Raw genomic sequence first — 12,445 nt, 5'->3', positions numbered from 1 at the left:
CTCGATCAGCCGCGGTGACGCCCGCGGAAGTAGTTGATCAAACCCTGGGTCGAGGCGTCGTCGGCCGGGCTTTCTTCGCTGCCCACCAGGCGGTTGTAGACACCCTTGCCCAGTTCCTTGCCCAGCTCCACGCCCCATTGGTCGAAGGCGTTGATGCCCCAGACCACGCTCTGCACGAACACCTTGTGTTCATACAGCGCCACCAGTGCGCCGAGGCGGCGTGGGCTGATGCGTTCGACCACGAGGGTGTTGCTCGGACGGTTGCCCGGAATCACCTTGTGGGAGGCCAGTTTCTGCACCTCTTCTTCGCTGGCGCCCTTGTCCCGCAACTCGGCTTCGGCCTCGGCGCGGGTCTTGCCTAGCATCAGTGCCTGGCTCTGGGACAGGCAGTTGGCGTACAGCCACTGGTGATGGTCGGAAACCGGGTTGAAGCTGACGATCGGCACGATGAAGTCGGCCGGGATCAACTGGGTGCCCTGGTGCAGCAACTGGTGGTAGGCGTGCTGACCGTTGCAGCCGACGCCGCCCCAGATCACTGGGCCCGTGTCGGTCGACACTGGGGTACCGTCCTGGCGCACGCTCTTGCCGTTGGATTCCATGTCCAACTGCTGCAAATGCTTGGTGATGTTGCGCAGGTAGTGGTCGTACGGCAGGATCGCATGGCTCTGCGCGCCCCAGAAATTGCCGTACCACACGCCCAGCAGCGCCAGCAGCACCGGCATGTTCTGCTCGAACGGGGCGCTCTGGAAATGCTGGTCCATGGAATAGGCGCCGGAGAGCAATTCCTTGAAGTTCGACATGCCGATGGCCAGGGCGATCGGCAGGCCGATGGCCGACCACAGCGAGTAACGCCCGCCGACCCAGTCCCACATCGGGAAGATGTTCTCTTCACGGATACCGAAGGCCACGGCGGCGGCGTTGTTGCTCGACACGGCGATGAAGTGGCGATACAGCTCCGCTTCGGAACCGCCCTGGGCCAGGTACCAGGCGCGGGCGGCCTGGGCGTTCTTCAGGGTTTCCAGGGTGTTGAAGGATTTCGACGAGACGATGAACAGCGTGGTCTCGGCGCGCAGCTTCATGGTCAGTTCATGGAACTCGCTGCCGTCGATGTTCGCCAGGTAGTGGCAGCGAACACCTTTTTGCGCGTAGGACAACAGCGCTTCGGACACCAGTTCCGGGCCGAGGAAAGAACCACCGATGCCGATGTTCACCACGTCGGTGATCGGCTTCTCGGTGTAGCCGCGCCACAGGCCGTCGTGAATGCGGCCGACCAGGTCAGTGATCTGGTTCAGCACTTTGTGCACGTCCGGCATCACGTTGACGCCGTTGACCAGCAATTTGTCGCCCACCGGCCGACGCAGGGCGGTGTGCAGGGCAGGGCGGTTTTCCGAGGCGTTGACGATTTCGCCTTCGAACAGCGACTTGATCGCGCCCTTGAGGTCGACTTCGTTGGCCAGGCCCACCAGCAGGTCGCGGGTCTGGGCGTTGATCAGGTTTTTCGAGTAGTCGAGAAACAGGCCGCAGCTCGACAGGGTGAATTGAGTGAAACGCTGCGGATCGGCATTGAACGCTTCGCGCATGCTGAAATCCTGCATGGCTTTGCGGTGGTCATTCAGCGCTTGCCAGGCTGGCAGAGCGGTCACGTCATGAGGGGTTCGGTAATACGCCATCGCTGCGGGTTTCCTTTTTACTTGAACGACCTTTTGTACACTAAAAATTCCGGCGCGGCTCGAGGTGGGCGTCCGGACACTGCATCGACACGATCGCCAGACACAGGGCGACTACAGTAAACCTCGCGTTGCGATCTGTCTTGACTTTGTAAGACCGGTTCCCGGTACTTTTTTATACAACGAGGGTGGGCAAGGGCCGACAGACGGAGGTGTTGGGGATATTACTGGTCCACTGTGGGAGCGAGCTTGCTCGCGATGGCGGTGTGTCAGTCAGCATTACATCAACTGTCCCACTGCTATCGCGAGCAAGCTCGCTCCCACAGGGTTTTGTGGTGTTCAGGCGGGGGTGTCGAGATCCAGATGCAGGTTGTCGATCAGGCGCGTGGTACCGAGGAAGGCGGCCACCAGAATCACCAGGTCGCGGTCCTCGCTCAACGCTGGGCGCAGGGTCTTGGCGTGACGGATTTCCAGGTAATCGGGACGCAGGCCGGCGGCTTCGAGTTGCTTGAGCTGCGCGCCGATCAGCGCGGGGAAATCCCGCTGGCCCTGCTTGATTGCCTCGGCGATCTGGCTCAGGACGCGATAGATCACGGGCGCGACGGCACGTTGATCCGGGCTGAGGAAGCCGTTGCGCGACGACAGCGCCAGGCCATCCTCGGCGCGAACGGTCGGCTCGCCGATGATCTGGATCGGCATGTTCAAGTCATGGACCAGGGCGCGAATCACCGCCAGTTGCTGGAAGTCTTTCTGGCCAAACACCGCCAGGTCAGGCTGGACCATGTTGAACAGCTTGCTGACCACCGTCGCCACGCCTTCGAAATGCCCTGGACGGCTGGCGCCGCACAAGCCCTCGGACAATTGCGGGACGCTGACCCGGGTCTGTCCGGCCATGCCGTCGGGGTACATCTCTTCGACGCTGGGGGCGAACAGCAGTTGGCAGCCGGCCTGGAGCAGTTTTTCCTGGTCGGCCGCGAGGGTGCGGGGGTATTTGTCCAGGTCTTCGCCAGCGCCGAATTGCAGCGGATTGACGAAAATGCTCGCCACCACGAAGTCGGCCCGTTGTGCGGCCTTGGTCACCAGCGCCACATGACCGCTGTGCAGGTTGCCCATGGTCGGCACGAAGGCGATGCGCTTGCCTTCGCCACGGGCACGGGCTACGGCGGCCCGCAATTCGCGTACGGTTTTGACGGTGTTCATGCGGAAAACCCGTGTTCGGCGCCCGGGAAGGTCGCCGCCTTGACTTCCGCGACGTAGGCACTCAGGGCGCCCTGGATGGAGGTTTGCCCGACCATGAAGTTCTTCACGAACTTGGGCACGCGACCGGTGATCGACAGCCCGAGCATGTCGTGCAGCACCAGCACCTGGCCATCGGTGGCGTTGCCGGCGCCGATCCCGATCACCGGGATCTTCACCGCCTGGGTGATTTCTTCCGCCAGTTCGCTGGGCACGCATTCGAGCAGCAACATCGCCGCACCCGCCTGCTCCAGCGCAATCGCATCGGCGCGCATCTGCCGCGCCTGGTTTTCATTGCGGCCCTGGACCTTGTAGCCGCCGAGGATATTCACCGCTTGGGGGGTCAGGCCCAGGTGCGCGCACACTGGGATACCCCGCTCGGCCAGCAGCCGAATCGAGTCGGCCAGCCACAACGCGCCTTCGACCTTGACCATGTGGGCACCGGCCTGCATCAGCATGGCGCTGTTGGTCATGGTTTGTTCGAGGGTGGCGTAGGCCATGAACGGCAGGTCGGCGAGGATCAACGCATCGGTGTTACCGCGTTTGACGGCGGCCACATGGTAGGCCATCTCGGCGGTGGTCACCGGCAGTGTGCTGTCGTGACCTTGCAGCACCATGCCGAGGGAATCGCCCACCAGCAGCACTTCGACACCGGCCTCATTGCAGGCATGGGCGAAGGTTGCGTCATAGCAGGTCAGCATGGTGATTTTTTCACCTTTTTGCTTGAGACCTTGCAGCGTGGTCAGGGTAATAGCTGGCATGAAAAAGTCCTCATTAGGCGCTCGTGAACTACTGCGAGTAACGCGCATGATTCGCCATTTATACAGGCGCACCTTCTATGCGTGGTGCTTGTAAGGCCTGGATTGCGCCCTTTAAACGCCGCGTTGGCGGCTACGGGACGCCTATAGTCGTGAGGAGCACTCGGGAAGTCAATTGGATGTGTTACCGCCGGGTGTTACCGGGGTTACTGATGCGTTTCAGCGTAGGAGCATGTCCCCGGAATGACTGTCCAGTACCGCATCCTGTGGGAGCAAAGCTTGCTCGCGATGGCGGTGGATCAGAAGACGGTATGGATGTTCACTGGCCACCGCAATCGCGAGCAAGCTTTGCTCCCACAAGAGGAACTGCTTCAGTTCGGTGGCAAGCGTTCCAGACCAACGAATGGGCACGCCGCAAGGAGATCCTTGAGCAAGCGCCCATCGGCCAGGCGCAAGTCGGCGGGGGCCAATTCGGCCAGCGGGTACAGGACAAAGGCCCGGGCCTGCATGTGGTAGTGGGGGACCTTGAGGCGAGGCTCGTCGATCAGGCGCTCGCCAAACAGCAGGATATCCAGGTCCAGGGTGCGTGGGCCCCAGCGTTCGAGGCGTTCGCGACCCTGTCCGGTTTCGATGGCTTGCAGCGCATCGAGCAAGTCAAGCGGTGCCAGGTGGCTGTCCAGCGCCGCCACCGCGTTGGTGTAGCGCGGTTGGCCGGGTAGCAGGGAATCGCTTTGATAAAACGCCGAGACCCCCACCAGTTGGGTGTCGGGCAATTGCGCCAGCGCCTGGACGGCACTGCGCAATTGTTCGGCGGGTTCGGCCAGGTTGCTGCCCATGCCGATGTAGATGCGTTCCATCGATTACTCGCCCGATGCGCTCGGTACGCCGGCACGTTTGCGCTTGGCACCGCTGCTGCGGCGGCGCTTGCGCGGGCCACTGGCGCCGTCATCCTTGCCGCTGAGTTCACGAATCATGTCGCGGCGCTCGCTGTCGTTGGCGTCCTGGTAATCGGTCCACCATTCGCCCAGTCCATCGGTCTGCTCGCCTGCGCTTTCACGCAGCAGCAGGAAGTCGTAGCCGGCGCGGAAACGCGGGTTGTCCAGCAGCAGGTCGGCACGTTTGCCGCTGCGCCGTGGCAGGCGCTCCTGCATGTCCCAGATCTCGCGGATCGGCATCGTGAAGCGTTTTGGAATAGCGATGCGCTGGCACTGTTCGGCGATCAACTCGTGGGCGGCTTCCTGCATCGCCGGGATCGGTGGCATGCCACGGTCTTGCAGGCGCAGCACCCGGGCCGGCAGGGCAGGCCAGAGCAAGGCGGCGAACAGGAACGCCGGCGTCACTGGCTTGTTCTGCTTGATGCGCAGGTCGGTGTTGATCAGTGCTTCGCTGATCAAGGTGTGGGTATAGGTCGGATTGTGCTCCAGGGCCTCGGCGCTGGCGGGGAACAGCGGATCGAACAGCTGCAGGTCCACCAGCATTTCGAAGGTGTCGGCCGCGTTGCCTGACAGGAACAGCTTGAGCACTTCCTCGAACAGGCGCGCCGAAGGAATTTCCCGCAGCATCGGTGCCAGTTCGCGAATCGGCAGGGCGCTGTGTTTTTCGATGCCGAAATCCAGCTTGGCGGCGAAACGCACGGCCCGCAGCATCCGCACCGGGTCTTCCTGGTAGCGCTGCTTCGGATCACCGATCAGACGGATCAGGCGATTGCGAATGTCGTGTACGCCGTTGGCGTAATCGAGGATGCGCTCGCTGACCGGATCGTAATACAGGGCGTTGATGGTGAAGTCGCGGCGCTGCGCGTCTTCTTCCAGTGTGCCGTAGACGTTATCGCGCAGGATGCGCCCGCTCTCATTGCGGGAAGACTGGTTGCTGTCTTCCTCTTCATCGTTTTGCGGGTGGTTGGCGCGAAAGGTCGCCACTTCGATGATTTCGCGGCCGAAGTGGATATGGACCAGCTTGAAGCGCCGGCCGATGATCCGTGCATTGCGAAACTCGGCCCGTATCTGTTCCGGCGTGGCGCTGGTGGCGACGTCGAAATCCTTGGGCGTGATGTTGAGCAGCATGTCGCGCACGCAACCGCCGACCAGGTAAGCCTGGTAGCCGGCGTTCTGCAAACGTTCGACGATGTTCACCGCATAACGGCTGAACTGGGCCTTTTGCAGCGAATGCTGGCCGCTGTTGAGCACTTCAGGCGTGCTGCGAATGTGTTGCGTACGACGCAAGGGAGAACGGAATGACTGGAACAGCTTCTTCAGCATGGGATGCACTGTTTGAAGGAATATTCGGCCAAAAACGAAGAATGACCGCATGATGGGCGGGGATTCTAGCATTTAGTCGAGGGATGGTGTAGGACGGAGCAGTTTTGAGCTGCAAGCTTCAAGCGACAAGCTTTGTAGGCTTCAGGGAAGGGGAATGACAGAAACCACAAGGGGAGCCGAAGCTCCCCCAGAATTAGTTGCGTGCTCTGTTTTTATTATTGGTTTCGGGCTTCTTGTTTTTGTTGAGTGCCCGCGCCACGAGGTTTTCCCTTCGTGACCCTCCCAATCGGGAGCCAAGAGCAAACGGATTGCTTTGGTCGCTGTGTTGCAGTGATCAATCGATCCAACCAGTTCAGGCACCTGTCTTGAGACAGTTTTTATTGTTCTCGGCCTGGTTGTGGGGCAAGCCCCAAATACAACGCCTCTCCAAAAGAATCAGTTAGCTGCGCCTCTCGCCGTCTTGTTTTTATTGTGCGTGAGTCGATTCGTCTTATTTTTATTGTCTTTTGCATTGCTTGTTATTGTTCTTGTACCAAAGCTATAGCAGGGTGCGTGCCAACTTTTGCGAAACCCAGAGAAACCGGGGGTTCTATGGTTATAGCCATTTTTCCGAGGCGAAAAAAAGCCGGGGTTTCGTTACCGTAAACCCCGGCTTCTGTTACGTGAAAAAGACTGGGGTAACAGTTTTTTCACATTCATCAGTGTTCGAACCTTCCCTCTGTGGGAGCGAGCTTGCTCGCGATGGCGGCGTATCAGTTTGCACAAAGGGTGACTGACACACTGCCATCGCGAGCAAGCTCGCTCCCACAAATCAGCTTTCGCTGGTCGCCCCGGTCTTGCGCCGTGGGATCCCCAGGCGCTGGCGCCGTTCCCACAGGCACTTGCGGCTGACGCCCAGCTTGCGGGCCAGTTCGGTCTCGGTCATGTGGTCCTGATGTTCCAGGACGAAATGCTGGAAGTAGTCTTCCAGGGACAGGTCTTCGGTGGGTTCGTGGCTGGTGTTGTTGGCAGCGCCGCCCTGTTGTGGGGCCAGGCCGATGAATTCTTCATCGTCCAGATCACTCAGTTCAATGTCGATGCCCAGCAGGTCGGCAGAGATTTCCGGGCTCTCGCACAGGATCACTGCCCGCTCGACCGCGTTTTCCAGCTCCCGAACGTTACCCGGCCAGGCGTAATGACGAATGGCTTGTTCGGCATCCGGGGCGAACTTGAGGTCGGTACGGTTGACTCGCGCGCTCTGGCGGGCCAAAAACGCCTGGGCGATTTCATTGACGTCCGCGCCACGCTCGCGCAAGGCCGGAAGCTTCAAGGCGATCACGTGCAAGCGGTAGTACAAGTCTTCGCGGAACTGGCCGATTTTCGCCAGGCTCTTGAGATCACGGTGGGTGGCCGCGATCAGGCGGACATCGACCTTCTGCGACTGCACCGAGCCGACCCGGCGGATTTCGCCTTCCTGGAGCACCCGCAGCAACCGCGCCTGGGCTTCCAGTGGCAGCTCGCCGATTTCATCGAGGAACAACGTGCCGCCGTCCGCCGCTTCCACCAGCCCGGCACGCCCGGCGCTGGCGCCGGTGAACGCACCTTTCTCGTGACCGAACAGTTCGGACTCGATCAGGCTTTCCGGAATCGCCGCGCAGTTCACCGAGATCATCGGTGCCTTGGCCCGGCGCGACAGGTTGTGCAGGGCGCGGGCCACCAGCTCCTTGCCGGTGCCGGACTCGCCCTGGACCAGGACATTGGAGTCGGTCGGCGCCACTTTGCGAATCTTGCTGTACAGGTCCTGCATGGGCGGGCAGGAACCGATGATGCCAATTTCGCCGTTAGTGTTGCTGGCACCGGCTTTTGCAGAAGCGCTGGCCTTGCCAACGGGTTCCGCCGGGTTGCTGGTCGCCGCCTGTCGGTCGCGCAGGATGCGGGCTACGGCCTGGAGCATCTCGTCGTGGTCGAACGGTTTGGCGATGTAGTCCACCGCGCCCATTTTCATGGAGTCGACCGCCGAGCGCAGGCTGGCGTAGCTGGTCATGATCAGCACTGGCGTGCCCTGGCCGAGCTTGATCAACTCGGTACCCGGTGCGCCCGGCAGGCGCAGGTCACTGACGATCAGGTCAAACGTGGGGATGCTGAAACGTTCTTGTGCTTCCTGCACTGAACCGGCTTCGCTGACCTGGTACTGGTTGCGTTCCAGCAGGCGGCGCAAGGCGGAGCGGATAATTGTTTCGTCTTCGACGATCAAAATGTGCGGCATTGATTCGATTCTCTCGACGGTCTCAGTTCACAGCGGACGTCGCTTCGACATGACGCGGCAAGGTCACCCGGATACGGGTGCCGCGTTGGCTCTGAACATCGGCCGGGCTGTCGATGGTGATTTGTCCATAATGCTCTTCAACGATGGAATAGACCAGTGCGAGGCCCAGACCGGTGCCTTCGCCAGGATCCTTGGTGGTGAAGAAGGGTTCGAACAATCGGTCCATGATGTTCTGTGGGATACCACTGCCTTCGTCTTCGACGATCAGGTCGATCGTGTGTTCGAAAGCCTCGCTCTTGACCCGCACCGCGCTGCCGGCCGGTGAGGCGTCCCGCGCGTTGGAGAGCAGGTTGATCAATACCTGGGCGAGCCGCTGGGGGTCGCCATCGACCCAATGGTCCGGGTCGCACAGGTTGAAGAATTGCACCTCGAAATTGCGCCGGTTGAGGGCCAGCAGACCAATGGCATCCTGGGCCACTTCGGCCAGGCAGACGGGCTCGTCATTGTGCTGGTGACCGCCGGCATGGGCGAAGCTCATCAGCGACTGGACGATGCGCGAAACGCGTTTGGTCTGTTCGAGGATCTGACCGCTGATTTCCGTCAGCTCACCGTCGTCCTCGCGCTCTTCGCGCAGGTTCTGCGCCAGGCAGGCGATGCCGGTGATCGGGTTGCCGATTTCATGGGCCACCCCGGCGGCCAACCGGCCAATGCTTGCCAGTCGTTCGGAGTGGACCAGCTTGTCTTCGAGCATCTGGGTGTCGGTCAGGTCTTCCACCAGCAGTACCAAGCCGCTGTTACCGGGTGCCAACGGCTCGTCGATCGCCGCCTTGTGCAGGTTCAGCCACCGGGTCTGGCCGTCGAGGGCCAGGTGCTGTTTGTGCAGGTGCTCGTCCGGCAGGTCGATGAAGCCTTGCAGCAAGCCTTTCCATGGCTCGCCCAAGGTGCTCAGGCGTGAACCGACCACGCGCTGGGCGGCGATCCCGGTCAGTTCTTCCATGGCCTTGTTCCACATCAGGATTTCCTGGTCCTTGGCCAGGGAACACACACCCATCGGCAGTTCCTGCAAGGTCTGGCGGTGGTAACGGCGCAAGGCGTCCAGTTCGGCAGCCAGGCCGGTGAGGCGCGAGTGGTAATCCTCGAGGCGGCTTTCGATGAAGTGGATGTCTTCGGTGACATAGTTCTCGCCACCGGCCTTGTAGGGCAGGAACGTCTCGACCATGTCTTGGGCCACGCTGGGGCCCATCAGGCCGGACAGGTTGGCCTCGATCCGGTCTCGCAGGCGCCGCAAGGCATACGGGCGGCGTTCATCGAAGGGCAGGTAAAGATCGCGCAGGGCCTGTTCGACTTCCTTTTGCGCAGCCTTGGCGCCGAGGGGCTTGGCCAGTTGCGTGGCGAACTCCTGGGGCGAGGCGGCGTGCAGCTCGCGGCGCTGCGGGCGACGAACGTTGTCCACCGCACAGGCTTCGGCGGCGCTGGCTTCTTCGCTGCTGGCGTTGGTGAACAGCGAGATCAGGGTGAACATCAGCACGTTCGCCGCCAGGGAGGCGATGGCCGCCATGTGCCAACTGGTGTCGTCGAGCACGTAGATCATGTTCAGCAGCGGAATATAGAAACCCTGCAAGTTACCCATCAGCGGCAGCAGCATCGCCACCAGCCACACCAGGATTCCCGCCAGCAGGCCGGCGATGAAGCCGCGGCGGTTGGCGGTCGGCCAATACAGCACCGACAGCACGCCGGGCAGGAACTGCAAGGTGGCGACGAAGGCGACGATGCCCAGGTTGGCCAGGTCCTGCCCGTCGCCCAGCATCAGGTAGAAACCGTAGCCGGCCATGATGATCGCGACGATCAGCGCCCGTCGAGTCCATTTCAGCCAGCGATAGATGTTGCCTTCGGCCGGTGGCTGGTAGAGCGGCAGCACCAGGTGGTTGAGGGCCATGCCCGACAAGGCCAGCGTGGTGACGATAATCAAGCCGCTGGCCGCCGAGAGGCCGCCAACGTAGGCCAGCAACGCCAGGGCCTTGCTGTTGGCGGCGATGCCGATGCCCAGGGTGAAGTATTCCGGGTTGGTGCTGGCGCCCAGCTTCAAGCCGGCCCACAAGATCAACGGCACCGCCAGGCTCATCAGCAGCAGGAACAACGGCAGGCCCCAACTGGCGCTCACCAGCGAGCGCGGGTTGAGGTTTTCGGTAAAGGTCATGTGATACATGTGCGGCATCACGATGGCCGAGGCGAAGAACACCAGCAACAGCGTGCGCCACGGGCCTTCCTGCAAGGGCGTGTGCAGGGCGGCGAGGGCGGTCTGGTTCTGCAGCAGCCACACTTCCAGCTGTTGCGGGCCGTCGAACACGCCGTACAGGGCATAGAGACCGACGCCGCCGATGGCGATCAGCTTGATCACCGACTCGAAGGCGATCGCGAACACCAGGCCTTCGTGTTTCTCCCGCGTGGCGATGTGCCGGGAACCGAAGAAAATCGTGAACAGGATGATCAGTACGCAGAAACTCAACGCCACCCGGTGCTGCACCGGTTCGCGGGTCAGGATGCTGATGGAGTCGGCCACGGCCTGCATTTGCAGGGCCAGCAACGGTAACACCCCGACCAGCATGAAGATCGTGGTCAGGGCGCCGGCCCAGGTGCTGCGAAAGCGAAACGCGAACAGGTCGGCCAGGGAGGAAAGTTGGTAGGTGCGGGTGATTTTCAGGATCGGGTAGAGCAACACTGGCGCCAGCAGGAACGCGCCCGATACACCGAGGTAACTGGAGAGGAAACCATAACCGTACTGATAGGCCAGCCCGACCGTGCCATAGAACGCCCACGCGCTGGCGTAGACACCCAGTGAGAGGGTGTAGGTCAGCGGGTGACGGATGATCGCCCGGGGGATCATGCCCCGTTCGCTGATCCAGGCCACGCCGAACAGCACCGCCAGGTAGGCGGCGCTGATCAGGATCATCTGGGTCAGGCTAAAGCTCATCGGCATCTTTTTGGCTCTGCAGGATGAAGGTCACGACAATCAGGATCAGCCAGAGCAGATACGGCCGATACCAGGCACCCGTGGCATCGATCCACCAATCCATGATGGCCGGGGAGAACAAGTAAATCCCCACTACCAGGAGCAGGACCAAGCGATAGATATACATCCCGGCCTCTCTAATTTATGCGCGTGCCCGAAAACGTGCGGCGATGGTAACGGATGGGCGCCAAGCTGCAAGGGCCGTCAACGTATTTGCGCTTCGGGCAGGCTCAGTGTGCGCGGGATCTTGCCCGCGTCCCAGTGGCGAATGCCCCAGGCCAGCAGTTCCCGTGGGCTGGCGTCGAGCAGTTCGAGGCCCGGTTGCTGGCCTAGTGCGCGCAACGCCCGCAGCAACAGCGGCGTGGCCTGGTCGGCCGCCAGCGGCGGTGAACGGTAGGATTTGCCGAGCTTGTGCCCGTCGGGCTGGGTGATCAATGGCACGTGCAGGTAACGCGGTTGTGGCAAGCCGAGCAGTTCTTGCAAATAGAGCTGGCGCGGCGTGGAGTCCAGCAGGTCGGCGCCGCGCACGATATCGGTCACCCCTTGCCAGGCGTCGTCCAGGACCACGGCCAATTGATAGGCGTAGAGCCCGTCGCGGCGGCGGATCACGAAATCACCGACCTCACGGCCCAGGTGCTGGCGGAACTCGCCCTGGACCCGGTCGGTGAAGTGGTACTCAAGCTCAGGGACACGCAGGCGGATGGCGGCGTCCTCGGTGCCGTGCCCGGCATTGCGGCACAGGCCCGGGTAAATGCCTTGATACGCCTCCAGTTGCTTGCGCGAACAGGTGCAGGCATAGGCCAGGCCCTGGCTGAATAGCCGGTTGATGACCTGGTCGTAGGCATCATGGCGCTCGCTTTGGCGAACCATCGCGCCGTCCCATTCGAACCCGTAGCTTTCCAGCGCCTTGAGAATCGCCGCTTGCGCACCCGGTTCTTCCCGAGGCGGGTCGAGGTCTTCCATGCGCAGCAACCAACGCCCGTCCACGGCCCGGGCATCGAGGTACGACGCCAGTGCGGCGACCAGTGAGCCGAAGTGCAAGTGGCCGCTGGGGGTGGGGGCGAAGCGTCCGATGTAGGGGGCGGTGGCGGTCATAGGGCGAATGTTACTGAGTCTGAGCGGTAGGGATATAACGCTTGCTGACGAAACCTATCCCTGTGGGAGCGAGCTTGCTCGCGATAGCGGTGGGTCAGCTTGCACCCGTATTGAATATGCCGCCGTCATCGCGAGCAAGCTCGCTCCCACAAGGGTATTGGGTGTACCGAAGGTGC

At 61.8% G+C, this 12,445-nt stretch carries 9 protein-coding genes; all 9 read right to left on the bottom strand.

Features of this window, described 5'->3' with window-relative positions; genetic code table 11:
• Positions 1-5: 5 nt before the first annotated feature.
• Positions 6-1,670, bottom strand: coding sequence for a glucose-6-phosphate isomerase (gene pgi / locus AC3A5O_RS24440; protein WP_122564911.1), 1,665 nt, complete (start codon positions 1,668-1,670; stop codon positions 6-8).
• A 336-nt stretch (positions 1,671-2,006) separates the two neighbouring features.
• Positions 2,007-2,867: a pantoate--beta-alanine ligase gene (panC, locus tag AC3A5O_RS24435; RefSeq protein WP_487753845.1), complete on the bottom strand. Its 861-nt coding sequence runs from the start codon at positions 2,865-2,867 to the stop codon at positions 2,007-2,009.
• A complete protein-coding gene (panB, locus tag AC3A5O_RS24430; RefSeq protein ID WP_122564909.1) occupies positions 2,864-3,664 on the bottom strand; it encodes a 3-methyl-2-oxobutanoate hydroxymethyltransferase in 801 nt (266 codons plus the stop codon). The genes panC and panB overlap by 4 nt, the downstream gene beginning before the upstream one ends.
• A gap of 368 nt (positions 3,665-4,032) precedes the next feature.
• Positions 4,033-4,518, bottom strand: coding sequence for a 2-amino-4-hydroxy-6-hydroxymethyldihydropteridine diphosphokinase (folK, locus tag AC3A5O_RS24425; RefSeq protein ID WP_122564908.1), 486 nt, complete (start codon positions 4,516-4,518; stop codon positions 4,033-4,035).
• A gap of 3 nt (positions 4,519-4,521) precedes the next feature.
• Positions 4,522-5,919, bottom strand: coding sequence for a polynucleotide adenylyltransferase PcnB (locus AC3A5O_RS24420; protein ID WP_305468523.1), 1,398 nt, complete (start codon positions 5,917-5,919; stop codon positions 4,522-4,524).
• Positions 5,920-6,730: 811 nt separating this feature from the next.
• On the bottom strand, positions 6,731-8,164 hold the full coding sequence (locus tag AC3A5O_RS24415) for a sigma-54-dependent transcriptional regulator (RefSeq protein ID WP_122564906.1): 1,434 nt from the start codon (positions 8,162-8,164) through the stop codon (positions 6,731-6,733).
• A gap of 22 nt (positions 8,165-8,186) precedes the next feature.
• Positions 8,187-11,141, bottom strand: coding sequence for a sensor histidine kinase (locus tag AC3A5O_RS24410; RefSeq protein ID WP_170866875.1), 2,955 nt, complete (start codon positions 11,139-11,141; stop codon positions 8,187-8,189).
• Positions 11,125-11,301 carry a hypothetical protein gene (locus AC3A5O_RS24405; RefSeq protein WP_003176118.1) on the bottom strand — a complete coding sequence of 59 codons (177 nt, stop codon included), beginning with the start codon at positions 11,299-11,301 and terminating at the stop codon, positions 11,125-11,127. Before AC3A5O_RS24405 ends, AC3A5O_RS24410 begins: the two co-directional genes overlap by 17 nt.
• 77 nt (positions 11,302-11,378) lie before the next feature.
• On the bottom strand, positions 11,379-12,269 hold the full coding sequence (gene gluQRS, locus AC3A5O_RS24400; RefSeq protein WP_487753844.1) for a tRNA glutamyl-Q(34) synthetase GluQRS: 891 nt from the start codon (positions 12,267-12,269) through the stop codon (positions 11,379-11,381).
• Between the last annotated feature and the right edge of the window lie 176 nt (positions 12,270-12,445).

This window comes from Pseudomonas sp. Soil_N_39 (genome assembly GCF_057655955.1).
The sequence above is the reverse complement of the archived record's forward strand: the minus strand, read 5'-3'. Positions and strand labels throughout refer to the sequence as shown.